We start from the raw sequence: 23,628 nt of genomic DNA, 5'->3' as shown, positions 1-23,628 counted from the left end.
CGGGCGTTCAGCGCGGGGGCCGTACGTCGCGGCGGCGCACGCCCTCGGCTCCGCCCAGTTCCTCCAGGAGCTCGGCCAGCACCGCGCGGCCGGCCGTGAGGCGTTCCGCCCCGCACCGCCTGGTCAGCCGCTCCTCCAGCGCGCTGCGCGCCCGGCGTGCGGCGGCGACGGCCTCGCGGCCGCGTGGAGTGAGGCGCACGAGCCGTACGCGGGCGTCGGCCGGGTCGGGGACGCGCTCGGCGTAGCCGAGGCGCTCGAGCTCGACGACGGCTTTGGACGCGCCCTGCTGCGTCATGCCGAGCTTCGCGGCGAGGTCGCCGACGGTGGGCTGTCCGTGCACGAGGTGCTGGAAGACGTAGCCGTGCGAGGTGCGCAGGTCGCCGAAGCCCTGGGCGGCCAGCTCCGCCTGGACGGCGTCGGCGGCGGCGGAGCCGGCGAAGAGGGCGAGGGTGCCGGTGTCCAGGCCGAGCGGTTCGGGCGGCTCGGTCGGGTCAGGGAAATGCGGGGAACTCATGATCCCATCCTGCATTTGACAACCATGGTTGTGCAACTATGGTTGTTGATATGACGCGCACCGGACTTCAGAGTCATCCGCTGATCGATCTCGCCGTCGCCTACCACGAGGCCGTCTCGCGCGGCGCGGTCGGCGACGAACTCGCCCGCTACTTCACCGAGGACGTGGTCCACCGGGAGCTGCCCAACGCGCTCTTCCCCGAGGGTGCCGTCCGGGACCTGTCCGCGCTGCTGGAGGCGGCCCGGCGTGGGCGGCAGGGGTTGCGGGAGCAGACCTTCGAGGTCGTCAACGCCGTCGCCGCCGGGGACGCGGTCGCGCTGGAGGTGGTGTGGTCGGGGACGCCGGCCGTGCCGCTGGGCGATCTGCCGGCCGGGCATGTGCTGCGGGCGCACATCGGCACGTTCCTGGAGTTCCGCGGGGACCGGATCGCCGGGCAGCGGAACTACGACTGCTACGACCCGCTGCGCGCCGCGGCCGCCTGAGCCGGGGGCGCTTGGGCCGGGGGCGCCCCCGCCGCCTCTTCGGCGGCGGGGGAGTCCGTCGGGCGCGGCCCGACATGACGTTCCGTCAGTTCCGGTACCACTTCTGGTTGGACGTGCCGTAGCAGGTCCACAGCTGGAGCTTGGTGCCGTTGCCGGTGCCCTTGTCGACGACGTCGACGCACTTGTCGGCGTGCGGGTTCACCAGGTCGCCCGCGCTGTTGAGGACGAACTGCTGGGCCCAGCCGCCGTTGCACCTGGCGAGCTGGACGGCCGTGCCGTTCGCGGTGGACGCCCAGGCCAGGTCCATGCACAGGCCGAGGGAGTGGACCGAACCGTCGGAACGGAAGTCCCACTTCTGCGAGGCGCCGCTTCCGCAGTCCCAGATCTGCAGGCGGCTGCCGTCGCGGCCGATGCCGTCCGCCGCGTTGGTGATGTCGACGCACCGCCCGGTGGCGGAGCTGCGGATGCGCACGCCCGGGACCGTGGCGCTCTGCTGCGTCTTGGTGGGCGTGGCGGTGGGCTTGGCCGCCGAACCACCCGATCCGGAGCCGGACTTGGTGGTGCCGGAGCCGGACGAACCCTTGCCGCCCGTACCCGCTCCCGTGCTGCCGCCGCCGGTCGTGCCGCTGCCGCCGGTGGTTCCGCCCCCGCCGCTGTGGACGGTGCCGGTGGAATCGCCGCCGGTGACGACCGTCCCTGTGCCACCACCCGTCCCGCCGCCGGTGCCGCTCACCGGGCCCCGCGGGCCGGAGTCCTGCGGGCCGGCGTGGGTGCCGCCGGTGGGCGACACGGTGGCCGCGGAGGGGGCCGTTCCCGGCTCACCGGGTGTGCTCGCGGACACGGAGGCGGCCGGGGCGGCGATGGCCTCCGGGCCGCCGTCGGCGCCGCGTTCGGGGAACACGTCGATCCGCGCGAGGACGGGAACCACCAGCACCGCGCAGCCGACGACGGCGGTCGCGGTGGCGATCGCCGCCCATACCCGCTTGCCCGGCAGCAGCCCCCGGCGGGGCAGTGCGGGACGCCGGGCGAAGTGCTCGGCGAAGCGTTCGGGTGCGCCTTCGAGCACCTCGGGGCGCCGTGGCTCGGATGGGGACGGCACATCGTCTCCTGTCGTATCGGTGGGGCTGCCGGGAAGCATGGAGGCGCAGGTCCGCGCGACTTCTGCCGGAACGTGCACATTGGACGAACGTCGTCTTAAGAGCCTCGCCAAACGATCGACTGTTCGCCAACCTCGTAAGTACAGCACGCCCTGGCGGGCAATATCGTTCACCCCATGCGCATGAACGAGTCCGGTCGCCAGGGGCGATTAGACCCTCCGGGAGCCGGCGCCGTGACCCCCACAGCACACGACGCGCAAGGGGGGCGGCCGGATCCCGCGACCCGCCTCCTTGCCGAGACCGAGGGCCTGCGACGCTACATCGGCGGCCTGATGGGCGGCGACGTGCACGCCGCCGAGGACGTCCTCCAGGAAACCCTGCTGCGGGCCTGGCAGTGGGCCGGACGGCTCGACTTCGACGGACGGCCGATCCGCATGTGGCTCTTCCGCGTCGCCCGCAACCTCGCCGTCGACCACCGCCGCCGCGACCGCTCCGTACCCGTCGGGGTCACCGCCGCCGACTTCGCGGGCACGGCGCTCGCGCCCGTCCACGACCACGCCGACGCCGTCGAGGACCGCTCCCTCCTGGTCGGCGCCCTGCGCGCGCTCGCCCCCGCGCACCGCGAAGCGGTGGTCCGCGTCCACGTCATGGGGCAGGCCGGCGAGGACGTCGCCGCCGAGCTGGGCGTCCCGCACGGGACGGTCAAGTCCCGTACCCACCACGGTGTCCGCGCCCTGCGCGCGGAACTCGCGCGCCGCGGCGTCCATGGCGCGGCCGCCTGAGGGCCCGCTCATGAGGGCCCGCCGCCCCCGCGGCAGAGTGCCGCGCTGACACCTTAGCGACGCCATGGCGAGGCCCCGTGGCGCCGTTGGGACATGTCGCAGCTGTGACACCTGAGGTCAGTGACATGCCCATCGCCACAGCAGATTCTGTCGGACAGCGCGTGACCTCCAGCTGTACGAAAGGTGCTTGGCTGATGGCATGGATCCGCCTGACGGCGGCAATATCGACAGGACTGTTGCTGACCGCCGGAGGCGTACCGTCCGCCTCCGCCAGGACACCCCAGGACTCCGCGGCGCGACCCGCCGGCGGCCAGGGCGGGTCGTCCGTGACCGTACGACTGGTGACCGGCGACCGCGTGACGGTGACGCCGGGAGCCGACGGGCACCACGCCGCGTCGGTGGAGCCGGGGCCGGGCCGCCAGGGCATCGTCTTCCGGACCTTCGAGAAGGACGACGGCTCACTGACCGTGCTGCCCTCGGACGCCGCCGACCTGGTGGCCGCGGGGACGCTGGACCGCCGCCTCTTCGACGTGACGGCCCTCATCGCCCAGGGCTACGACGAGGCACGGACCTCGGCGCTGCCGCTGATCGTCTCGGCCGCCCCGCGTTCCGGCCTGGCCAAGGTGACCGCGCGGAGCGCGAAGACGGCGGCCGCCGTCGCCGGCCGGATCGCCGCGTTCAACGTGCCGTCGGCCCCCGAGCACCGCCTGGACAGCATCGACGCGCGGTCGTTGCGCGTGGCCGGGGACGACCTCGGCGCGTTCTGGAAGACCCTGCGCCCCGGCGACGCCTCGGGTGCCGCCAGAGTCGCGGCGACCCCGCGCGTCTGGCTGGACGGCAAGGTGGCGCCCGTACTGGACCGGAGCACCGCGCAGATCAACGCGCCCACCGCCTGGAAGGCCGGCTACGAGGGCCAGGGCGTGAAGGTGGCCGTGCTGGACACCGGCGTCGACGCCGGCCACCCGGACCTCAAGGGGCGGATCGCGGAGTCCAAGGACTTCTCCGACAGCGGCAACACCGATGACCACTTCGGTCACGGCACGCACGTCGCCTCGATCGTGGGCGGCACCGGAGCGGCGTCGTCGGGCACCCGCCGCGGTGTCGCCCCGCACGCCGACCTCCTGGTCGGCAAGGTGCTGGGCGACGACGGCTACGGCTCGGAGTCGGCCGTCATCGCCGGCATGGAGTGGGCGGCCGGCGAGCACGCCAAGGTCGTCAACATGAGCCTGGGCTCGGACGCGCCGACCGACGGCACCGACCCGATGAGCCAGGCCCTCAACACCCTGTCGTCGCCGGGCGGCACGCTCTTCGTCGTCGCCGCGGGCAACGCGGGCGAGCAGGGCGACTCCACCATCGGCTCGCCCGGCGCGGCCGACGCCGCTCTCACGGTGGGCGCCGTCGACCGCGACGACTCCCTCGCCTCCTTCTCCAGCCGCGGTCCGCGCCTCGGCGACAAGGCCGTCAAGCCCGATGTCACCGCCCCCGGCGTCGGCATCGTCGCCGCGCGCGCCTCGGGCACCACCATGGGCGACCCGGTCGACGCGAACTACACGGCGGCGTCCGGCACCTCGATGGCCACCCCGCACGTGGCGGGCGCGGCCGCGCTGCTCGCCCAGGAGCACCCGGACTGGAACGCGCAAGCGCTGAAGGACGCGCTCATCAGCACCGCGCACACCGTCGCCGGCACCAAGGTGACCGCGCAGGGCGGCGGCCGCATCGACCTGGCCACGGCCACCGGCGCCGTCACGGCGACCGGCACCGTCACCCTTCCCGCGCTGCAGACCGACGGCACCGGCGGGCAGCAGCAGGCGGCCACCGTGCACTACACCAACTCCGGCGACCAGCCGGTCGACCTGAAGCTCGCCGTCGCCCTGGCCAACGCGGACGGCATCGCCCTGCCGGCCGGCGTGGTCACCCCCGGCTCCGGCACCGTGCACGTCGCCCCCGGCGCCTCGGCCGACGTGCCGCTGCGCACGGACGCCGCGCACGCGGTCCGCGGCACCTACTACGGCTACCTCACCGCCACCGGCGCTGGCGGCGCCGTGGTCGCCCACACCACGGTCTCGCTGGCCGTGCACGCGCCCCTGCACCAGCTCACCGTGGTCGCCCGCGACCGCGACGGCAAGGTGATCCCGCAGGCCGCGCCGACGATCTGGGGCGCCGACGGCTTCGCCCAGTACACCAGCTTCGAACCCTCGGTCGCGGTCGTGGAGGAGGGCACCTACCAGGTCAGCTTCAGCACGCTGGACACCGCCGCCGACGGCCAGGAACTGCGCGAGGTGGTCAACCCGCAGGTGAAGGTCACCAAGGACACCACGGTGACGCTCGACGCCTCCAAGACCACCGAGGTGAAGATCCGCACGCCCAAGCCCGCCGAGCAGCACGGGATCCTCAGCTACCAGACGTACCGCCGCATCGAGGGCCACGGGCTGATCCAGGGCGTGATGTTCTTCGACGTCGCCAAGCGCGTCTACGTCAGCCCGACCGCCCAGGTCACCGACGGGACCTTCGAGTTCGCCTCGCGCTGGCAGATGACGGCGCCCCAGCTGCGCGCGAAGGTCTCCGGCACCTCCTCGGCCTTCACCCCGTACTACCTGCCGGCCTCCAGGGTCTTCGACGACAAGGGCGTCCGGCTGACCGCGGTGGACGCCGGCGCCGGCACGGCCGCCGACCTCAAGGCCGCCCACGTGCGCGGCAAACTGGCCGTCATCCGCTACGACTTCGGCAACGACACCGCGCTGGCGAAGGCCGCCGCGGACGCCGGGGCCAAGGCGCTGATGCTCGTCATGCCCGAGGGCTTCTTCCCCTGGACGCGGTGGTACCCCGACGGCGAGCGGATGGCCCTGCCCATCATGCGCGCCGGGGCGGTGGAGGGCACCGACCTGCTCAAGCGGGCCGGAAAGCGCACCACGACGGTGGACTTCTCGGGCACGGTGCACAGCCCGTACCTGTACGACGTCATGCAGGTGTCCAAGCAGCGCGTACCCGAGCACCTGGTGTACACCGTCTCCGACCACGAGAGCGCGGTCGTCCGCGCCGACTACACCCGCACCGGCGCCTCCGGCTGGGCGAGCGAGCAGCGGTTCGGCTGGCGGCCCTACCAGGAGACCGCCTGGAACCAGTACACCCGCGACGTGCCGGTGGGACGGCAGCGCGTCGAGTACGTCACGGCCGGTGACACGCTGTGGAACCACACCGTGCACCACAACCTCGTCATGAACCGCGACTTCGAACTGCAGGCCGGCATGCGGGACGCGCCGCACACCTACCGGCCCGGACAGCGCGTCACCGAGCGCTGGTTCGCGGCCCCGGTGCGTCCGTCGATCCCGCACGGCGTCGGCGGCTGGCCCGCGTCGGTGCGCAACGGCGACACCCTGTCCTTCTACGTCCCCGAGTTCGCCGACTCCGCGGCCGGCCACTGGTCCTACGCGGAGGTCGTCAGCGGCGGCGGCGTCGGCACCCGGGCGCCCGACCTGAGTGACGTGGCCCACGCGGAGCTGTACCGGAACGGGGAGCGCATCGCGCAGTCCGACCTCGGTGCGTGGGGCGACTTCGAGGTGCCTGCGGGCAAGGCCGGATACCGGCTGGACCTGACGACCGCCCGTACCTCCGACGACTGGCGCTTCTCCACCTCCACCAGCACGTCCTGGACGTTCCGTTCGGACACCGCGGCCCGCCCGGCCCTGCTGCCGCTGCTCCAGGCCGACTGGTCGGTGCCGGTGGACCTGAACAACGCCGTGGGTTCGCAGCGCACGCACACCCTCGGCCTGGACGTCCGCACCCAGGACGGCCTGGCCGCGCCCCGCGTGGTGGCGCTGCGCGTCGACGCCTCGTACGACGACGGACGGACGTGGCGGCCGGCCCGCACCGCGCGGCACGGCGGCACGCACTTCACCGCCGCCGTCGAGCGTCCGGCGGGTGTGCGCGGGGACGCGTACGTCAGCCTGCGGGTGACCGCGGTGGACGCCGCGGGCAACACGGTGCGGCAGACGATCGACCGCGCCTACCTGCACCACGGCCCCTCCTCGGGGCGGTGACGCCGGTCCGGCCGAACGACTGAGCAACGGCGGGTGCCGGGGCGCGACCCCCGGCACCCGCCGTTTGCTTGCCCGGCGGGGTCCGGCAGTGCAAACTTCGACGGGCCGTTCCGCTTCACGGGGCCGGCCGCGGCGAGGGAGGGGCACGGCATGCTGGAGGCGGCAGGCCTCACGGCGATCGAGGAGACGGTGTACCGGCTCCTGGTCGGGACCGCGACCGCATCGGCCCAGGAGGTCGCCGACCAGACCGGACTCCCGCGCGACTCCGTCGAGGCGGTCCTCGCGGCCCTGCGCGGCAAGGGACTCGCCAGCCCGACGGACCGCGACCCGCTGCACTACGCCGCCGTGCCGCCCGACGTGGCGCTCCTGCCGCGGCTGCAGCGCAACGCCGACGCACTCGACAAGGCCCGCACCGCCGTCACGGACCTGCTCGACAGCTACCGCAGCACCCGCCGCAGGCATGACCCCGGCCAGCTCATCGAGGTCATCACCGGCGCCGAGGCACTGCGCCAGCACCTGCGCCAGATGCAGGACAACGCCCGCCACGAGATGCTCTGGTTCTGCAAGGCCCAGTACGTCGCGATGCCCTCGGGCAGCAACCGCGCCGAGTACGACGCGCTCGGCCGCGGGGTGCGCTACCGCGTCCTCTACGAACAGGCCTTCTTCGACGACGAGGGTGCCATCGACAACGTCGTCGAGGGCGTGCGCGCGGGCGAGATCGCCCGCTCGGTCCCGCACCTGCCGCTGCGCCTGGCCGTCGCCGACCGGGCCATCGCCATCTGCCCGCTGGTCCCCGGCGGACCCCAGGGCAGCCCAAGCGAGGCCACGGCAGCGCTCGTACGCGGCAGCAGCCTGCTGGAGGCGCTCATCTCGCTGTTCGAGCGCTACTGGGAGACCGCGGTCCCGCTCAATGTCAGTGCCTCCGGCGGTGTCGAGGGAAGCGACGGGGTCGTCGACTCCGACCCGCTCTCCGAGACCGACCGACGGCTGCTCTCGCTGCTCGTGGCGGGCGTCGCCGACAAGGCCATAGCCAGTCAGATGGGGCTGAGCAGGCGCACCGTGCAGCGCCACATCCAGCACATGATGACGCTCGCCGGCGCCGACACACGGATGCAACTCGCCTGGCAGGCCGCCCGCCGCGGCTGGCTCTGAGGCGGGCCGCGACCGTGATGTGACGGAGCGTCAGATCAGAGAAGGGCGGCTCGCCGGCGCGCGGACGCAGGCCGTGCGGGCCGGCCGTGGCGGGCCGCGGTCCACGGGCCCCGGACCCCGACCGTTGGCCAGAGCTTCCCGCCCTCGTCGCGGACCCGGCCGGTTGGTGGGAGGCTTGAACCATGAGTACCCGCCTACCAGCGGGTTCCGTGGAGCAGGCTGCCCTGCCGTCCTGGTCGCCCATGCTGGCGGTGGCCGGTCCGCTGCCCGGGCCGGAGGACGAGGCGCAGTACGGGTTCGAGCCGCTCTTCAACGGTGCCCGAGTTCTGGTCCATCTGCCGGGGGACGGCCGGGTTCGGCTGATCTCCGGGATCGGCCAGGACGTCACCAGCGTGTATCCCGAACTACGACAACTGCCCGACGTGCTGCCACCGGGGATGGTCGCCGTGCTCGACGGCGAGATCATCACCTTGGGCAAGCACGGCGGTCCTTCCATGGAACGGCTGCAGCGGCGGATGAGTCTGCGGCATCCCGCGGCCGTCGATCAGGCGGCCGGGGACATGCCCGCCCGGCTGATGGTCTACGACATCCTCCACTTGGGGGAGCCGGTGCTGCACTCCCCGTACACCGCCCGCCGCGCCCTCCTGGACGACCTGGGCATGTCGGGCCCGTTCGTCGCCGTCCCGCCCTACTGGCCGGCCATGGCGGCGGAGGCACTGCAGCACATCCGTCAGGAGGGTTATGACGGGATCGTGGCGAAACGGCTGACCAGCCCCTATCTGCCGGGGCGGCGCAGCCGCGACTGGATCAAGATCAAGAACATGCATCCGGACGGGTCGCACTGATCCGTCCCGGCAGGCTCATGCCGTCATCCGTCGGTACCGTGGCCCGGTCGCGCACCGGGCCGCCCGGCTGACGAGATGTCGGCGTGAGTTTCCCGCCTCCTTCTCTCCTCACCCTTCTTTTCTTTCTCCTTCTTCCCCTTTGCGCTTCCCCTTTGTGTGGCTCCCGCGTTCCTCCGCGCCGACGGGATGCGACGTGACGCGCCCGCCTGTCTCCGTCCCGTGACCGCCGCGGGCGCGTTCCCCCCTGTTCTCCGGTACTGGCCGCGCTGCCGCGGGGGTAGACGTACTCCGCAGCAGTCAATGGGGAGAAGAGGGCACGGGGACATGACGCATGACGTCGCGCAGATCGTCCGCAGGATCGTCGCCGAGTGCGCGGGCGTGGCGGTGGACGAGGTGAGGCCCGAGGTGACCTTCGCCGGGCTCCGCCTGGGGGACCAGGGCAAGCAGCGGGCGGCCGACGCCGTGGAGCGCAAGGTGGGCGTGATGCTGCTGGCCGACGAGGTCGAGCGGATGGGGACGGTGGGCGACCTCGTCGACACCGTGTCGGAGAAGCTCTCCGAGCAACTCTCCTCAGGCTGATCACACACTCTCGGTAGTCGCGCACGCTGCGTAGCCGGCGCGAACCCTGTGCTTCCGGGGCTCAGGTGTCGAGCTCAAGTCTCCTGTAGGGCAGGGCACTTGAGCTGCGGACGGCGCGTCAGAACGGCGGCTGCCGCCCCTTCGAGGGCGGGTTTATTTGTCCGAGTTCGCGTAATTTGTCGGAATCCTTTGACTCTGGGCCACTAACGTGCCTACGGTGCTCTTGGGACGCCTTCAACTAGGCACATCGGATATGGCGTTCCACACCAGTGATGGTGTGTCCCGTCCCAAGGACCCGGGCACACCCCGGTCGCACCGGGGCCACGCGCACGAAACCGGTGCGGCGGCGGTCAGACTTTCTGGCCACTCCTGAAACGTTCACACCGTAAAGGGAACGACATGCGCGCGAACAAGTTTACGACTCGCAGGATCGTCGCAGCGGCCTTCGTTGCTCCGCTGCTGGCAGTTGCCGGAGCATCAGCGGCCAGTGCGGCATCACCGCACGAGGCTGCCCCGCAGAAGGCAGTCGCCTCCGCGCACGAATGGGGCGGCGGCTGGGGCGGCGGCGGCTGGGGCGGCGGCGGCTGGGGTGGCTGGGGCCACGGCGGCTGGGGCGGCGGCTGGGGCAACGGCTGGGGTGGCTGGGGCAACGGCTGGGGCGGCTGGGGAGGCGGCTGGGGCCCGGGCTACGGCGGCTACTACGGCTTCTTCCGCTGAGGTCTGACGATCTGAGCGCAACAATGGCAGTACGACAGGGCCGTTACCTCGCAAGAGGTGGCGGCCCTGCCGCGTGCGCCGAGTGCGGCCGGTTCCGGGCCTTCCCGAGGACCGGCCGGAGTACTCCAGGGCCTGGTCAGGGGAACGAGTGGAAGAGCCCGTCGGGGTCGTACCTCGCCCGCAGCGCCCCGAGCCGCGCCCAGTCCGCCGCCGTGTACGACCTGCGGGCACGCGAGTCGTCCGCGGACAGATCCGCCTCGGCGATGTAGTGCCCGGTCCCGAGCGGCGCGACGGACGCCATCGTCTCGCGCAGCCACCGGACGTTGACCTCGTCCCGTGACGGGTCGTCCCAGACCGCGTACGGCGCGACTTCGGTGTCGCCCAGGGCGGAGAACGCCATGTCGCGCCAGAGCTCCCGGTTCCGAGAGGCCGGGGCGAGCGGCGCCAGGACGAGGGACTTCGCCGAGGGCGCGCGGCTGAGGGCATCGCCGAGCCGGCTCAGCAGGGTGCCCCGGTCCGCGTAGGACCACAGGGTGTCGGCCGCGTAGCGGTGCCTCTCCGGCCAGACCTCGGCGGCCCTCGCGTACAGGGCCTCCATGGACGTGGGCTCCGCGACGGCCCGGCGCAGCGGGGGTGCCGAGAGGGGCGCTCCGGCGAGCGGTGCCAGCGCGCGGGCGGCCTCGTCGTGGGAGCCCGCGAACGCGGTGCCGGACAACGAGACGACGACCTCCCCCGAGCCGGCATCGGTCAGGAGGGTGAAGGCGACCTCCACGTTCGGGGGCAGTTCCTCGGCAGTGTCGGTGGCCCAGTCGGCGAGGCTCTCGACCTCGCCGAGGTGGCACACGTAGGAGGTCGTGGCGATCGCCGCCGGGCGGGGCCGCAGGGCCAGCCGGAACGCGGTCACGACGGCGAAGAAGCCCGGTCCCGCGCCTCGCGCCGCCCAGAAGAGGTCGGCGTTCTCCCGTTCGTCGCAGCGCACGACCTCGCCGTCCGCGGTGACGGCCTCGATCGCACGAATGCTCGCGCACGCCGGTCCCCACTCACCGGAGTTCCAGCCGAGGCCCCCGCTGAGCAGATAGCCGCCGAGGGCGACCGTGGGGCAGTGCCCGGTCGGGAAGGCGAGACCGGCGCCGGCCAGGGTGCGCGACAGCCCGGCGGACAGCATCCCGGGCTCGACGGTCGCGGTGGCGCGGGCGGGGTCCACGGCGCAGCGGCGCAGGGCCGACAGGTCCAGCAGCATCCCGCCGTCGCGCAGGGGCGCGCCGCACCAGCTGTGGCCCCCCGTGCGCACCGCGACCCGCAGGCCCTCGGCGCGGGCCATCGCGATGGCCGCCGGTACGTCGCGCACCGAAGCGGCGCGGACGATGACATCGGGGTGGCGCCGCGGCTGGTACCCGTTCCACAGCTGACTGCTCCGGACGTCCTCGTAGCCGGCGTCGCCCTTGCGGACGATCGCCCCCTCGACGCCCGGAATCCGCGTGGGATCGCTCATGACGACCTCCTGGCCGCCGTCAGGCGGTGTGGCGCATGCGTCGTCCCAGGCTAACCGCAGGCCGTACGGGTCGCCCGCGGCCGCGGGCGACCCGTACGCGGGACCCCGGTCCCGCGACCGCCGCGGGGACTCAGCCGGTGAGCCGGTCGATCTGGCGGATCTTGTTGGTCGCGTCGAGCGCGGCCACCTTGTAGGACTCGGCGAGCGTCGGGTAGTTGAACACGGCGTCCACCAGGTAGTCGACCGTGCCGCCGCAACCCATCACGGCCTGCCCGATGTGCAGCAGCTCCGTCGCCCCGGAGCCGAAGCAGTGCACGCCGAGCAGCGTGCGGTCCGCGGGCGACACCAGGAGCTTCAGCATGCCGTGCGAATCGCCGATGATCTGGCCGCGGGCCAGCTCGCGGTAGCGCGAGATACCGACCTCGAACGGGACGTTGTCGTCGGTCAGCTGGTCCTCGGTCCGGCCGACGAAGCTGATCTCGGGGATGGTGTAGATGCCGATCGGCTGCAGGCCGCGCATGGCGTTCACCGGCTCCTCGCACGCGTGGTACGCGGCGGCCCGGCCCTGCTCCATCGAGGTGGCGGCCAGCGCGGGGAAGCCGATCACGTCGCCGACCGCGTAGATGTGCGGCACCGCGGTCCGGTAGTGCTCGTCGACCGTTATCCGGCCGCGCTTGTCCGCGGCCAGCCCCGCCTTGTCGAGATCGAGTGCCTCGGTGAGCCCCTGCCGGCCCGCCGAGTACATCACGGTGTCCGCGGGGATCTTCTTGCCGCTCGCCAGCAGGGTCAGCGCGCCGGTGGCATGCCGCTCGACGGCCGCCACGGTCTCGCCGAAGCGGAAGGTCACCGCCAGGTCGCGCAGGTGGTACTTGAGGGCCTCGACGACCTCGACGTCGCAGAAGTCCAGCATGCCGTCGCGCTGCTCGACCACCGTCACCTTGGTGCCGAGCGCGGCGAACATCGAGGCGTACTCGATGCCGATGACGCCGGCGCCGACGATCACCATCGAGCGGGGGACCCGCTCCAGGTTCAGCACGCTGTCGGAGTCCATGATCGTGCGGTCGTCGAACTCGACGCTCGCCGGGCGGGCCGGCCGGGTGCCCGTCGCGATCACGATGTGCCCCGCCGTCACCAGCGTGTCCTGGCCGGAGGCGTCCCGCACGGCGACGGTGTGCTCGTCCACGAAGCGGCCGGTGCCCGGCAGCATCGCGACGCGGTTGCGGGCCAGTTGGCTGCGGATCACGTCCACCTCACGGCTCACCACGTGCTGGGTGCGCGCGGTGAGGTCGGCGACGGTGATGTCCTCCTTGAGGCGGTAGCTCTGCCCGTACATGTCGCGCTGGGTCAGGCCGGTGAGATACAGCACCGCCTCGCGCAGGGTCTTCGACGGAATGGTGCCGGTGTGGATGGAGACGCCGCCCAGCATGTCGGGGCGGTCGACGATGGCGACCCGGCGGCCGAGCTTGGCCGCGGCGATGGCGGCCTTCTGGCCGCCCGGGCCGGATCCGATGACGAGCAGGTCGAATTCGGTCACGGGCCGAGTCTGACAGGGGGTGACGCTCCGGGGAAAGGGAGGTCCCGGGTCGGGGACGGCGCACGCCGTCCCGCCCGCGCCCCGCCCTGCCCGGGCGGCGTCAGCGGGCCCCGGCGGGGGTGACGACCTCGGTGATGCCGCGCGCGGCCAGGTGGGCCCGATCCTGCGCGCGGTCGGCCAGGACGAGGGCCGGACGGACGCCGCGCGCGGTGAGGGCCGCCCACGCCTCGAACACCTCGCCCCCCGGGGCGCAGGTGGCGCGGTGCGGCGCCGTCCCGGGGTCGCCGACGTCCACGACGAGCGCGGTGGTGCGGGGGAGCGGGGCCGGCGCCGGTCCTGAACGCAGTTCGGCGGCCGCGCGGGCGACGGCGGCGCCGACGGGTTTCACCCGGCGGTCGTTGGTGAGCAGGCCGAGCGTGTACTCCAGCTCCGGGAAGTCGGCGAGGCTCCGCGCGACGTCGTGCGAGCACCACCAGGTGATGCCCCACAGGTCGGTGCAGTCCAGCGCGTTGGCGATGGTGGCCGAAGCGAAGGCGGCGGCGTGGTCCGGAGGGATCAGCGGCGCGGGGGCGCCGACCTCCTGGAGCCAGACGGGCCGGTGCGGGTCGGTGGCCCACGCCTTGGAGAGCTCGATGAGGTAGGCGGCGTGGTGCTCGGTGGCGACACCCGCGTGGCCGTGCCGCTGCGCGGTGCCGTTGAACACCCAGGAGTGCACGGCGGTGGCGAATCCGAGGCGGGCGGCCTGGCCGGGCGTGAAGGCGTGGTCGTCCTGGTACCAGGCGGCGTCGTACTCCGCGTGCAGATGCAGCGCGCCGGGGGCGCCGCGCTCGCACGCGTCGAGCATCAGGCGCAGCCACGCCTCGGCCTGCGCGGGGCCGATGCGGTCGGGGTCCGGGTGCGGCGGGCCGGAGAACTGGTTGATCTCGTTGCCGACCGTCATGCCGAGGAAGTTGGGCCGGTCGGCGAGGGCCGCGGCCAGGGTGCGCAGATACTCGGCCTCCGCCGCGACGACGTCGGGGTCGGTGAAGATGTTCCGCCGGTGCCAGGTGCCGGTCCACGCGGGCAGGAAGTCGAAGCTGGACAGATGGCCCTGCAGACCGTCGACGTTGACGTCCAGTCCGCGCTCGGCGGCGGCGTCGGCCAGGGCGACCAGTTGCTCGACCGCCCGCGGCCGGATCAGCGCGCGGTTGGGCTGGAACAGCGGCCACAGCGGGAACACCCGGATGTGGTCGAGGCCCAGCCCTGCGATGGAGTCGAGATCCGCGCGGACCGCGTCGAGGTCGAAGTCCAGCCAGTGATGGAACCAGCCCTGGCTCGGGGTGTAGTTGACGCCTAGGCGCGGGGTCATGGCAGGTCCAGGTGTCGGGGGGTGGGCGCGGGCGGCACGCCGGGGCTGTCGGGCGGGCCGGGGGAGGGGCCATGCCGCGACCGGCTCGGCCGGGGGAGCCGGCCGCCCGGCGCCCCCGCCAAACTCGCATCGCTCACCGGGAAAGTCAACTCATGCTGGGCAAAGGCTCTTTGAGCGGCCGAACGCACAGGTCAGGGCCTCGGTAAAGGAATTGGCAAAGAAATGGGGGAGACGTGCTAATGCGCTTTAGAAGTGCCGCGCTCAAGCGCTATAGCGATGGGTGGCACCCCGCTGGTGAATACTGGCAGCCCACAGCGGGGATTCGTGGACGCGGACGGTGAGAGGGGCTTGATGACGGCGCACGAGCGGCCGGCGGAACCGGCGCCCGCGGGCCGCGCCGACCGGCGCGTCCCCGCGCGCCGCCCGACCATGAAGGACATCGCCCGCCGGGCGGGCGTGTCCGAGAGCGCGGTCTCCTTCGCCCTCAACGACCGGCCCGGCGTGTCCGACGCCACGCGCCGCCGCGTCCGCGCGGTCGCCGAGCAACTGGGCTGGCAGGCCAGCACCGCCGCCCGCGCGCTGTCCGGGGAGGGCGCGGCCACGGTCGGCCTGGTCCTGGCCCGGCCGGCGAACACCCTCGGCGTCGAGTCGTTCTTCCTGCAACTCGTCTCGGGCCTCCAGGAGGTGCTCTCCGCACGCCAACTGGGCCTGCTCTTCCGCGTGGTGGAGGACGGCGAGGCGGAGTGCGACGTCTACCGCAGGTGGTGGGCGGAGCAGCGGGTCGACGGGGTGATCGTGGTCGACCCGCACGCCGGCGACCCCCGTCCGGAACTCCTGGCCTCCCTCGGCCTGCCCGCCGTCGTCATCGGCACCACGCCGGACGGGACCGCCGCGCACCCCGGGATCTCCACCGTGTGGGCCGACGACACCGCCGCGATGGCCGCGATCGCCCGCCACCTGCACGCCCTGGGCCATCGCCGCGTCGTGCACGTGGCGGGGATGCCGCAACTGGCCCACACCGCGCGCCGCATCGCCTCGCTGCGGGCCGAGGCCGACCGCCTCGGGGTGGCGGCGGCCCGCTCGGTCACCACGGACTACTCCGGCGACCAGGGTGCGGAGGTCACGTGCCGTGTGCTGGCCGAAGCCGATCCGCCCACGGCGATCGTCTACGACAACGACGTGATGGCGGTGGCGGGGGCGGCCGTCGCCGCCCGGCGCGGGCTGTCCGTACCGGGCGACCTGTCCCTCGTCGCCTTCGACGACTCGCCGTTGTGCCGGGCCACCCATCCTCCGCTCACGGCGCTGGTGCGTGACACCCCCGGGGTGGGGCGGTGTGCCGCGACGGAGTTGCTCGCGCTGCTTGATGGCGCTGTCGCGCGGGGCGTCCAGGTGCCTACGCCGGAGCTTGTTGTTCGTGGCAGTACGGGGCGGTTGCGGTCCGGGTAGGTTTTTTTCCCCGCCCTCCCGCCCGTGTGCTCTGTGAAGTCCGGGCGGCCCGGCGCGCGTGTGGGGTGGGCCGGGTGCGGGGCCTCCGGGGCTGGCCATTCTGGACTGGGATATTTACGTGCGTTTCCGGCACCTGCCCATCCCGTCCCGACCCGGATGCCGCACACAAATATCCCGCACCGTCCAGAACGCCCACCCCTGCACCCCCGCCCCCTCGGTTTCGTCATGCGCCTGATCCCCAGTGGGGGATTGAGGCGGCCATGGCGCACGCCGATGGGTGGTGCGGCGGCACATCAGCCGCCCAGGCGTCACCGCCCACACGCCATGGGGCTGTCGCCAGGCAACCGCGGTCAGCCGGACTGCCTCCCTACCCCCCGCTGGGGATCAGGCGCTTGCTACTACGGAGGGGGCGGGGTCGTAGGGGTGGGTGTTCTGGACTGTGGAGCATATTTGGGTGCACAACCCGGGGTGATCAATGGAGAGTGCCTGAGGCACCAAAATGTGCTGTCCAGAATGGCCAGCCCCGGAGGCCCCGAACCCGGCCCAGGAACCACGCGCGCCGGGGTGCGTGACTTCACAGGGCACACGGGAGGGCGGGCGGGGGAAAGCATGCCACGTCAAAGCCGCGGACGCGCCGCCGGGCCCGGGCGGCGATCCACCTCCTCGCCAGACGCGAGGAGGTGGCCCTCCCCGCACATGAGGGACACCCGCACGGGCGCCCCGCACGCGTGGTGCGTCGCCAGGAGCGAAGGGCCCTCGGGATCGGCGAGGTACTTGTCGCCCCACTGGCGGAGCGCCGTGATCAGGGGGTAGAGGTCACGGCCCATGGCCGTGAGCACGTACTCGGAGCGCCGCCGCGCACCCGGCTCCTGGTAGTCGCGCAGTTCCAGGAGGCCGCGCTCGACCATGCCGTTCAGCCGGGTGCTGAGGACCGAGCGGGACACGCCCAAGTGGTTCTGGATGTCGCTGAACCGCCGGACCCCGCGCGTGACCTCGCGGAGGATCAGCAGCACCCACGGCTGGCCGACGAGGTCGACGGCGCGCCCCACCGAGCAGTTGGACACGTCCTGGTCGAGGTATTCCATGCGGTCGATCCTATCTGAGTTCTCCAGAAGAACTCAGGCATGGTAACGTGCGCCACACAGCTGGGTTCGAGAGTCGTACCCAGCTGAGGAGGGACACCCACCCATGACACCCCCCACCGCGGCCGTCGCACCGGCCACCGCGCAGCCCCGCACCACCCGGCAGAACCGGGGGCAATGGATCGGATTCGTCGTCGCGAGCCTCGGCCAGATGGCGATGTTCGTGAACATCACCCAGACCACGGCGGTCCTCGCGCCCCTCCAGCAGGACCTGCACGTATCCGGCTCCGCGCTCGTCTGGATCGCGGGCATCTACTCGATGATGGTCGCGAGCTTCGTGCTCTCCGCCGGCACCGTCGGCGACATCCTGGGACGCCGCCGCGTCTTCGCGCTCGGCATGGGGCTCCTGGGCGCGGGAAGCCTCGTCGTCTTCCTGGCGTCCGGCGCCGGGACCGTGATCGTGGGTCAGGCGCTCATGGGCATCGGCGGCGCGGCGATCCTGCCGAACAGCCTGTCCCTGGTCACCCACATGTTCCCGGACCCGCACGAGCGCACCCGGGCGGTCGGGATCTGGGTCGCGGTGTCCGGCATCGGGCTCGCGGTCGGTCCCGTCGCGGCCGGGCTGATCCTGGAGCGCTTCTCCTGGCACGCGGTCTTCCTGGTCAACGTGGTGCTCGCGGTGGTCGTGCTGCTCCTCGTACCGCGCTTCGTCACCGAGAACCGGCACCCCGGCCGCCACCTCGACCCGCCGGGCCTCGTGCTGGCCGTTATCGCCATCGGCGCGCTCAACTACGGCCTGGTCGAGGGCGGGCACAGCGGATACGGCACCTGGCGCCCGATCGGCGCCTTCGTCCTCGCCGCGGTCGCGCTGGCCGCGTTCGTCGCGCACGAGTCCCGCACCCGCACGCCGATGCTCAACCTGCGCCTGTTCCGCAACCGCACCTTCGCCACGGCCAACGTCGTCGCCATGATCGGCCAGTACTCCTTCGTGGCCGTCGCCTTCGCCCAGGTGCTCTACTTCGAGCGGGTCCGGCACGAGTCGATCCTGCGCGCGGGACTGCTGCTCCTGCCGGTGATGGTCGCGTACGTGCTGGTCAGCTATGTGGCCGCCGCCATAGCCCGGCGCGTCGGCTTCAAGACGACCCTCGGCGTCGGCACGGTGCTCGCGGCGGCCGGCGCCCTGCTGATGACCGCGCAGACCCCCACCACGTCCGTCGTGGTGATCGGCGTGCTGATGGCACTGTTCGGGGCCGGCGCGGGGCTCATCCTGCCGCCGGGCACCGCCGTGGCGGTCATCAGCGTGCCGCACACCGACGGCGGCATGGCCAGCGGCACGGTCAACCTCTTCCGCCAGGTCGGCGGCACCCTCGGGGCGACCGTCACCGGCACCGTCCTCACCAGCGGCCTCGCCTCCCGGCTCCCGGACGCGCTCGCCGAGCGCGGCACCCCGTCCGCGGTCACCGGACAGGTGGTCAAGGCGGTCGGCAGCGGATCCTCGGGCGCGGGACTGCCCGCGGGGCTGCGCGCCACCGTCGACTCCGCGGTCGGCGACGCGTTCTCAGGGGCACTGCACCTCGCGGTGCTGATCCCGGGCGTGGCCATCGCCGCGGCGGCCGTCGCGGCCGTCACACTGATCCGCAACCGTCCCACTCCGCAGCAGCACTGAGGGAGCCCCGCCGTGCCCGAAGCAGCCCAGCCCGACTCCACACCCGACGCCTTCCTCGCCCTGGAGCGTGCGGGAGCCTTCCTCCGCGCCGCCGGCCTGCACTTCGACTCCGTCGCCGCGACCGAGGTCCGCGGTCACGTCGAGGTGACCGCGGAGCACCACACCCCGTGGGGCATCACCCACGGCGGGCTCTACACCACCGTCATCGAGAGCGTCGCCAGCGTGGGCGCGTCGGTCGCGGTGGAGTCCCGGGGCCAGTTCGCGGTCGGTGTCGGCAATCAGACCGACTTCCTGCGGTCGCACGTCACCGGGCGCCTCGACGTGGTCGGCACGCCCATCCAGCAGGGCCGCAGCCTGCAGCTGTGGCTCGTGGAGATCAGCGACGAGGCCGGCAAGCCCATCGCCCGCGGCCAGGTCCGGCTGTTCAACCGCGACCTGCCCGGTCACTGACCGGAGGCGTCCGTCAGACCGGTGACCCGCATGGTGATGTTCAGCCGCCCGGCCGCGAGGCCGGTGGCCGGGTCGCCGGTCCCGGGCAGGATCTTCGTGACCCCGTGGTACGCGAAGCGCGACGGCCCGCCGAAGACGAACAGGTCGCCGGAGGCCAGTTCCAGATCGGTGTAGGGGCGGTTGCGGTTCTCGGTGTTGCCGAAGCGGAAGACACAGCTGTCGCCGACGGTCAGCGACACCACGGGGGCGCCGGAGCGCTCGTCGTTGTCCTGGTGCATGCCCATCCGGGCGTCGGCGTCATAGAAGTTGATCAGGGCGGTGTCCGGTGCGTAGCCGTCGCCCGCCGCCGGGTCCTGGTACGCGTCCGCCAGCGCCCGGCGGCCCAACTCGGCCAGCCAGTCGGGGAGTTGCGCGACCCGGGCGCCGTTCACGTCGCCCGCCGTCCGTGTGTAGCGGTACGGCTGCCAGTGCCAGCCGAGACACACGGTCCGCACCGACATCACGCCGCCGCGCGGCAGCCTCGTGTGACGCATGGGAACCGGCCCGGTGGCCCAGCCGCGGCACGCGGTCACAAGCCGGCGCTGCTCGTCGGGACCGAGCCAGCCGGGCACGTGCACAGCGCCGGGCGCGACCTCCAGCCGTGGGCGGGGGATCAGGGCGCTCATCGCGCGTCCCCCGCGGCGGTACGGACCACCCAGCCGCGGTCGAAGCGCCAAACGCCGCCGTCTGGCGCCGCCCCGCGCAGCCCCTGAACCGCCGCCGCACCGGTCACGGCCGCGATGCGGGGGTCTCCCAGCGTGGCGAAGCCGACCGTGCGGGCGGGGTCCCAGCCGGTGCCGTGCCGCAGCCGGCGGACGAGCTGCGCCCATCCGCGGGGTGCCGCCGCCACCGCCCAGGCGTCGGGCGCGTCCGCGGTCAGCCGCCGGGCCGGCCGCAGCCAGGAGGCCGCCTCCTCGGGCCAGTCCACGACGGCGGCGATCTCGCGACCCGCAGCGCGCCAGGCGGCCGCGACGGCCGCCGCCGCTTCACGGGAAGCCGCGTCGCGGCTGTGGCCGACCGTCACGACCCGCGCGCCGTCCAGCAGGCCGAGGAGGGCGGTGACCTCTGCGGTGGTGTGCGCGGCGGGCGCGGGCAGTTGCTCCAGTACGGCGAGATGGCCGGGCGTGAGGAGCGGCGAGGGCGCGGGCGCCTCGTCGGCGGGGAGGTGCGGCAGTTGCATGGTTTCCGGGTCCCGGTTCGGTCGGCTCGCCTTCCATTGTGCGTACTCGCGCGGCAGGCATCGCGCGCACGGGCGGTGGCCCGCCGCCACGGCCGTCGCCTCGTCGGCGAAGAACACCCGCTCGCGGACATAGCCGCCGCGGGCCAGTGCCCGCAGCGCGCTCGGGCAGTCCAGCCTGCCGTAGCGCCGGCCGCGCCGGTGCCCGCCGAGGGCGCCGGGCGCGGTGCTGGGGTACGGCTGCCCGTCCGGTCCGGTCAGCGTGTACGTTCGGGCACGACGGGGGCGGGTCACGTCGCGTCGTGGAAGACCAGCCCCAGCGTGTGCCGGCGGCCGGAGCGGACGGTGCTGACGCCGTGCCGCATGGGGCCGGCGGACCAGCCGCGCGCAGAGCGGACGGGGCGGTCGCGAGTGGTGAACACCAGCGCGTGGCCCTGGGGGAGTGCGGTGGCCGAGCCCCGCGACTGGGCGCGCGCCCGCTGCTCGGTCATGAGGAACTCGCCGCCGGTGTAGTCGCCGCCGGGCTCGTCCAGGCCGATCACGACCTGGAGCGGGAAGACCAGTTCCCCGTACAGGTCCTGGTGCAGCGCGTTCCAGTCGCCCGCGCCGTAGCGCAGCAGGATCGGGGTCGGCCGCCGCTGGCCCGCGGCGTGGCACATGCCCAGCCACTCCTCCAGGGTGTCCGGCCAGGGCGCGGGGCGGCCGAGCCGGGCCGCCCAGTCGCGTGCGACGGGCAGCAGCCGGGGGTAGAACGCCTCGCGCAACTCCCGTACGAGGTCCGGCAGCGGGTGGGCGAAGTACCGGTACTGGCCGGAGCCGAAGCGGTGCCGGGCCATGTCGACGGTCGAGCGGAAGCGCGCCGGCTCGTCGTACAGACCGGCCACCGCGCGGCATTCGGCAGGAGTGAGGACGCGGTGGGCGGTCAGGGCACTGCCGTACGCGTCGAGCTCGCCCGCGAGCGCGGGCCAGTCGGCGGCTGCGACCCGCTCGCGGGCCGCCGCCGGGGCGTGGGTGGTCGAGGTCATGCGGGTCCTCCGGGTCAGGCGGTGCGGTGGCCGGATTCCAGCGCCAGCAGGTGCTCCTTGCGGGCCATGCCCCCGGCGTAGCCGGTCAGGGCGCCGCCGGAGGCGACCACGCGGTGGCAGGGCCGGACGACCAGCAGCGGGTTGCGGCCGATCGCGGCGCCGACCGCGCGCGATGAGCCGCGCGGCAGGCCGCTCCGCTCCGCGACGTCGGCGTACGAGAGGGTCGCGCCGTAGCCGATGGTCTCCACCGTCTTCCACACCTGCTGCTGGAACGGGGTCCCGGCAGTGGTGAACTCGATGTCGAAGTCGGTCAGTTCGCCCGCGAAGTAGGCCGTGAGCTGGCCGACGATCTCGGCGAACGCCGCCGGGTCCTCGCGCCAGCCGGCCGCGGGGGTGGTGATGCCGCCCTTCTGCCCGGGAACGGACAGTGAGGTGAGCGCCGTGCCGCCCTTGGCGGTCGCCGACTCCTCGCCGACGAGCAGGAGCTCGCCGAGGGGGCTGTGCGCCGTGGTGTAGACCGTCATCGGTCCGGTCCTTCCGTCGTTTCGTGCGGTACGTCTCCGAGTCTGGTCGCTCGGCGGGGGTGGTGCTGGCGGGTTTCGGACGTCGCATTCCCGCTGCCCGGAGGGCCGGACGGCCCCCTCAGGTCAGGGTCTGCGCGGCGTTCCAGAGGTGGTGCATGGCGTACGTGCGCCAGGGGCGCCAGGCCTCGGCCTCCTCCAGTGCGACGCCCGCCCGCGCGGCGCCCGCACGCACCGCCACGTCGCCCTCCAGCAGGACGTCGGGGTCGCCCAGGGCGCGCATCCGCAGGTAGCCGGCGGTCCAGGGGCCCACGCCGCGCAGGGCGAGCAGCGCCTTCTCCGTGGCGTCCCGGTCGACCCCCGGGTCGAGGACGACGGTGCCGTCCGCGAGCGCCGCGGCGAGGCCGCGCAGCGTGTCCCGGCGGGCACCGGGCATGCCGAGCTCCGACAGCGACGCACCCGCGAGGGTGTCCGCCGTGGGGAACAGATGGGTGAGGCCGCCGCTCGGCGCGGGCAGCGGTGTCCCGTACGCCGCCACGAGCGCGGCGCCCAGGTGCCGCCCCGCGGCCAGGGTGACCTGCTGGCCCAGCACGGCGCGGACCGCCATCTCGTGCGGATCGGCCGAGCCGGGCGCCCGCATGCCGGGGCGGAGCGCGGCCAGTGTCCCCATCGCCGGGTCGGCGGCGAGCCGTTCGGCCACCGCGTACGGGTCCGCGTCCAGGTCGAACAGGCGCCGGACGCGCTGGGTGGCGGTCGTCAGGTCGCGCAGCTCGCTCAGGTGCAGCCGGCACTCCAGCCAGCCGTGGCCCTTGCCGGCCGTCTCATCCACCTCGGCGACGGCGTGGCCGCCCGGCAGGCGCAGGGTGCGGCGGTACGTACGGCCGCCGGGAGGTCCGGTGACCTCCTCGATGCCCGGGACGGCGCGGCGCTCCAGGTGGTCGAAGACCTGCGCGGTGTCGTAGGCGCCCCGATAGGCAAGGCGCAGCGGCACCCCGCCGGCGGCGGGGGACGCGCCCTCGCCGCCGCTGCCGGCCGCGTAACGCCCGCCGCGGGGCCGGGCCGCGCGCAGTTCGGTCGGGGTCATGCCGTAGATCTCGCGGATCGTGTCGTTGAACTGCCGCACGCTCGCGAAGCCGGCGGCGAACGCGATGCCGGCCGTCTGCATCCCGGTCGTCTGCAGCAGGACGCGCGCGGTGTGCGCCCGCTGGGCCCGCGCCAGGGCGATCGGGCCCGCGCCGAGCTCGGCGTTGAGCTGCCGCTGCACCTGGCGGGCGCTGTACCCCAGCCGCGCCGCGAGGCCCGCGACGCCCTCACGGTCCACGATGCCGTCGCCGATGAGGCGCATCGCCCGGCCGACGACGTCCGCCCGCACATTCCACGCGGCGGAGCCGGGCACGGCGTCCGGGCGGCACCGCCGGCAGGCCCGGAAACCGGAGCCCTGTGCGGCGGCCGCGGTCGGGAAGAAGCGCACATTGCGCCGCCGGGGCGTCACGGCGGGGCAGCTGGGCCGGCAGTAGATGCCCGTCGTCGTCACCGCGAAGAAGAATTCCCCGTCGAAACGGGCGTCCCGGCCGCGCACCGCCTCGTATCTGGGGTCGTCCATCGTCACCATTCCACTGTGCGGCATCCCGCGCGCGAGCACC

21 protein-coding genes are annotated in these 23,628 nt (G+C 73.5%); 10 read left to right on the top strand and 11 right to left on the bottom strand.

What is annotated here, in order from left to right:
* Positions 1 to 7: 7 nt before the first annotated feature.
* Positions 8 to 514: a MarR family winged helix-turn-helix transcriptional regulator gene (locus ACFWVC_RS19560; protein WP_384287023.1), complete on the bottom strand. Its 507-nt coding sequence runs from the start codon at positions 512 to 514 to the stop codon at positions 8 to 10.
* A gap of 50 nt (positions 515 to 564) precedes the next feature.
* On the opposite strand from ACFWVC_RS19560, the gene ACFWVC_RS19555 reads away from it, so the two are divergent.
* Positions 565 to 996: a nuclear transport factor 2 family protein gene (locus ACFWVC_RS19555; protein ID WP_384287021.1), complete on the top strand. Its 432-nt coding sequence runs from the start codon at positions 565 to 567 to the stop codon at positions 994 to 996.
* 85 nt (positions 997 to 1,081) lie between these two features.
* On the opposite strand, the gene ACFWVC_RS19550 is transcribed toward ACFWVC_RS19555, so the two are convergent.
* Complete coding sequence (locus ACFWVC_RS19550; protein ID WP_384287019.1) at positions 1,082 to 2,095, bottom strand: ricin-type beta-trefoil lectin domain protein; 1,014 nt, start codon at positions 2,093 to 2,095, stop codon at positions 1,082 to 1,084.
* A gap of 231 nt (positions 2,096 to 2,326) precedes the next feature.
* On the opposite strand from ACFWVC_RS19550, the gene ACFWVC_RS19545 reads away from it, so the two are divergent.
* From ACFWVC_RS19545 to ACFWVC_RS19520, 6 genes are all read left to right on the top strand, one after another.
* Positions 2,327 to 2,875 (top strand): sigma-70 family RNA polymerase sigma factor, encoded by a 549-nt coding sequence (locus ACFWVC_RS19545; protein WP_384287017.1) that lies wholly within the window; start codon positions 2,327 to 2,329, stop codon positions 2,873 to 2,875.
* A gap of 194 nt (positions 2,876 to 3,069) precedes the next feature.
* The gene (locus ACFWVC_RS19540; RefSeq protein ID WP_384287014.1) at positions 3,070 to 6,912 is read left to right on the top strand and encodes a S8 family peptidase; all 3,843 of its coding nucleotides are present in this window, start codon (positions 3,070 to 3,072) and stop codon (positions 6,910 to 6,912) included.
* Between the two features lie 150 nt (positions 6,913 to 7,062).
* Entirely contained in the window at positions 7,063 to 8,064 is a 1,002-nt protein-coding gene (locus tag ACFWVC_RS19535; protein WP_384287012.1) for a helix-turn-helix domain-containing protein, read from the top strand.
* A gap of 209 nt (positions 8,065 to 8,273) precedes the next feature.
* The gene (locus tag ACFWVC_RS19530) at positions 8,274 to 8,909 is read left to right on the top strand and encodes a hypothetical protein (protein ID WP_384287009.1); all 636 of its coding nucleotides are present in this window, start codon (positions 8,274 to 8,276) and stop codon (positions 8,907 to 8,909) included.
* A 324-nt stretch (positions 8,910 to 9,233) separates the two neighbouring features.
* Positions 9,234 to 9,488, top strand: a complete 255-nt coding sequence (locus ACFWVC_RS19525) for a hypothetical protein (protein ID WP_384287007.1) — start codon at positions 9,234 to 9,236, stop codon at positions 9,486 to 9,488.
* A gap of 399 nt (positions 9,489 to 9,887) precedes the next feature.
* Positions 9,888 to 10,205 carry a hypothetical protein gene (locus ACFWVC_RS19520; RefSeq protein WP_384287004.1) on the top strand — a complete coding sequence of 106 codons (318 nt, stop codon included), beginning with the start codon at positions 9,888 to 9,890 and terminating at the stop codon, positions 10,203 to 10,205.
* Between the two features lie 136 nt (positions 10,206 to 10,341).
* On the opposite strand, the gene ACFWVC_RS19515 is transcribed toward ACFWVC_RS19520, so the two are convergent.
* The 3 genes from ACFWVC_RS19515 to ACFWVC_RS19505 all read right to left on the bottom strand — a co-directional run bounded on the left by ACFWVC_RS19515 (position 10,342) and on the right by ACFWVC_RS19505 (position 14,579).
* The gene (locus ACFWVC_RS19515) at positions 10,342 to 11,697 is read right to left on the bottom strand and encodes an FAD-binding oxidoreductase (protein WP_384287002.1); all 1,356 of its coding nucleotides are present in this window, start codon (positions 11,695 to 11,697) and stop codon (positions 10,342 to 10,344) included.
* Between the two features lie 130 nt (positions 11,698 to 11,827).
* Positions 11,828 to 13,231, bottom strand: coding sequence for a Si-specific NAD(P)(+) transhydrogenase (gene sthA / locus ACFWVC_RS19510; protein WP_384287000.1), 1,404 nt, complete (start codon positions 13,229 to 13,231; stop codon positions 11,828 to 11,830).
* 100 nt (positions 13,232 to 13,331) lie between these two features.
* Positions 13,332 to 14,579, bottom strand: coding sequence for a glycosyl hydrolase (locus ACFWVC_RS19505; protein ID WP_384286998.1), 1,248 nt, complete (start codon positions 14,577 to 14,579; stop codon positions 13,332 to 13,334).
* A 351-nt stretch (positions 14,580 to 14,930) separates the two neighbouring features.
* On the opposite strand from ACFWVC_RS19505, the gene ACFWVC_RS19500 reads away from it, so the two are divergent.
* Positions 14,931 to 16,025, top strand: a complete 1,095-nt coding sequence (locus ACFWVC_RS19500; protein WP_384286995.1) for a LacI family DNA-binding transcriptional regulator — start codon at positions 14,931 to 14,933, stop codon at positions 16,023 to 16,025.
* 617 nt (positions 16,026 to 16,642) lie between these two features.
* On the opposite strand, the gene ACFWVC_RS19495 is transcribed toward ACFWVC_RS19500, so the two are convergent.
* Entirely contained in the window at positions 16,643 to 17,110 is a 468-nt protein-coding gene (locus ACFWVC_RS19495) for a winged helix-turn-helix transcriptional regulator (RefSeq protein WP_384286992.1), read from the bottom strand.
* A 103-nt stretch (positions 17,111 to 17,213) separates the two neighbouring features.
* On the opposite strand from ACFWVC_RS19495, the gene ACFWVC_RS19490 reads away from it, so the two are divergent.
* Positions 17,214 to 18,773: an MFS transporter gene (locus ACFWVC_RS19490; RefSeq protein ID WP_384286987.1), complete on the top strand. Its 1,560-nt coding sequence runs from the start codon at positions 17,214 to 17,216 to the stop codon at positions 18,771 to 18,773.
* Positions 18,774 to 18,785: 12 nt separating this feature from the next.
* Positions 18,786 to 19,223 carry a PaaI family thioesterase gene (locus tag ACFWVC_RS19485; RefSeq protein WP_384286985.1) on the top strand — a complete coding sequence of 146 codons (438 nt, stop codon included), beginning with the start codon at positions 18,786 to 18,788 and terminating at the stop codon, positions 19,221 to 19,223.
* Here ACFWVC_RS19485 and ACFWVC_RS19480 read toward each other — a convergent pair.
* The 5 genes from ACFWVC_RS19480 to ACFWVC_RS19460 all read right to left on the bottom strand — a co-directional run bounded on the left by ACFWVC_RS19480 (position 19,217) and on the right by ACFWVC_RS19460 (position 23,597).
* On the bottom strand, positions 19,217 to 19,888 hold the full coding sequence (locus tag ACFWVC_RS19480; RefSeq protein WP_384286983.1) for an alpha-ketoglutarate-dependent dioxygenase AlkB family protein: 672 nt from the start codon (positions 19,886 to 19,888) through the stop codon (positions 19,217 to 19,219). The two genes, ACFWVC_RS19485 and ACFWVC_RS19480, sit on opposite strands and share 7 nt — an antisense overlap.
* A complete protein-coding gene (locus ACFWVC_RS19475; RefSeq protein ID WP_384286980.1) occupies positions 19,885 to 20,733 on the bottom strand; it encodes an ABC transporter substrate-binding protein in 849 nt (282 codons plus the stop codon). Before ACFWVC_RS19475 ends, ACFWVC_RS19480 begins: the two co-directional genes overlap by 4 nt.
* Positions 20,730 to 21,464: a 2OG-Fe(II) oxygenase gene (locus ACFWVC_RS19470; protein WP_384286976.1), complete on the bottom strand. Its 735-nt coding sequence runs from the start codon at positions 21,462 to 21,464 to the stop codon at positions 20,730 to 20,732. Before ACFWVC_RS19470 ends, ACFWVC_RS19475 begins: the two co-directional genes overlap by 4 nt.
* 14 nt (positions 21,465 to 21,478) lie before the next feature.
* Positions 21,479 to 21,988: a methylated-DNA--[protein]-cysteine S-methyltransferase gene (locus tag ACFWVC_RS19465; RefSeq protein ID WP_384286972.1), complete on the bottom strand. Its 510-nt coding sequence runs from the start codon at positions 21,986 to 21,988 to the stop codon at positions 21,479 to 21,481.
* Between the two features lie 118 nt (positions 21,989 to 22,106).
* Entirely contained in the window at positions 22,107 to 23,597 is a 1,491-nt protein-coding gene (locus ACFWVC_RS19460; protein WP_384287151.1) for an AlkA N-terminal domain-containing protein, read from the bottom strand.
* Between the last annotated feature and the right edge of the window lie 31 nt (positions 23,598 to 23,628).

The sequence above is a fragment of the Streptomyces sp. NPDC058691 genome (assembly GCF_042714775.1).
Taxonomy (GTDB): Bacteria; Actinomycetota; Actinomycetes; order Streptomycetales; family Streptomycetaceae; genus Actinacidiphila.
This window is presented reverse-complemented; position numbering and strand designations above follow the sequence as displayed.

What these genes read in the sequence shown, in the direction of transcription:
- ACFWVC_RS19560 (WP_384287023.1), bottom strand. Translation starts at nt 514, where the DNA reads ATGAGTTCCCCGCATTTCCCTGACCCGACCGAGCCGCCCGAACCGCTC.
- ACFWVC_RS19555 (WP_384287021.1), top strand. Translation starts at nt 565, where the DNA reads ATGACGCGCACCGGACTTCAGAGTCATCCGCTGATCGATCTCGCCGTC.
- ACFWVC_RS19540 (WP_384287014.1), top strand. Translation starts at nt 3,070, where the DNA reads ATGGCATGGATCCGCCTGACGGCGGCAATATCGACAGGACTGTTGCTG.
- ACFWVC_RS19535 (WP_384287012.1), top strand. Translation starts at nt 7,063, where the DNA reads ATGCTGGAGGCGGCAGGCCTCACGGCGATCGAGGAGACGGTGTACCGG.
- ACFWVC_RS19525 (WP_384287007.1), top strand. Translation starts at nt 9,234, where the DNA reads ATGACGCATGACGTCGCGCAGATCGTCCGCAGGATCGTCGCCGAGTGC.
- ACFWVC_RS19520 (WP_384287004.1), top strand. Translation starts at nt 9,888, where the DNA reads ATGCGCGCGAACAAGTTTACGACTCGCAGGATCGTCGCAGCGGCCTTC.
- ACFWVC_RS19515 (WP_384287002.1), bottom strand. Translation starts at nt 11,697, where the DNA reads ATGAGCGATCCCACGCGGATTCCGGGCGTCGAGGGGGCGATCGTCCGC.
- ACFWVC_RS19505 (WP_384286998.1), bottom strand. Translation starts at nt 14,579, where the DNA reads ATGACCCCGCGCCTAGGCGTCAACTACACCCCGAGCCAGGGCTGGTTC.
- ACFWVC_RS19500 (WP_384286995.1), top strand. Translation starts at nt 14,931, where the DNA reads ATGACGGCGCACGAGCGGCCGGCGGAACCGGCGCCCGCGGGCCGCGCC.
- ACFWVC_RS19495 (WP_384286992.1), bottom strand. Translation starts at nt 17,110, where the DNA reads ATGGAATACCTCGACCAGGACGTGTCCAACTGCTCGGTGGGGCGCGCC.
- ACFWVC_RS19490 (WP_384286987.1), top strand. Translation starts at nt 17,214, where the DNA reads ATGACACCCCCCACCGCGGCCGTCGCACCGGCCACCGCGCAGCCCCGC.
- ACFWVC_RS19480 (WP_384286983.1), bottom strand. Translation starts at nt 19,888, where the DNA reads ATGAGCGCCCTGATCCCCCGCCCACGGCTGGAGGTCGCGCCCGGCGCT.
- ACFWVC_RS19470 (WP_384286976.1), bottom strand. Translation starts at nt 21,464, where the DNA reads ATGACCTCGACCACCCACGCCCCGGCGGCGGCCCGCGAGCGGGTCGCA.
- ACFWVC_RS19465 (WP_384286972.1), bottom strand. Translation starts at nt 21,988, where the DNA reads ATGACGGTCTACACCACGGCGCACAGCCCCCTCGGCGAGCTCCTGCTC.
- ACFWVC_RS19460 (WP_384287151.1), bottom strand. Translation starts at nt 23,597, where the DNA reads ATGGTGACGATGGACGACCCCAGATACGAGGCGGTGCGCGGCCGGGAC.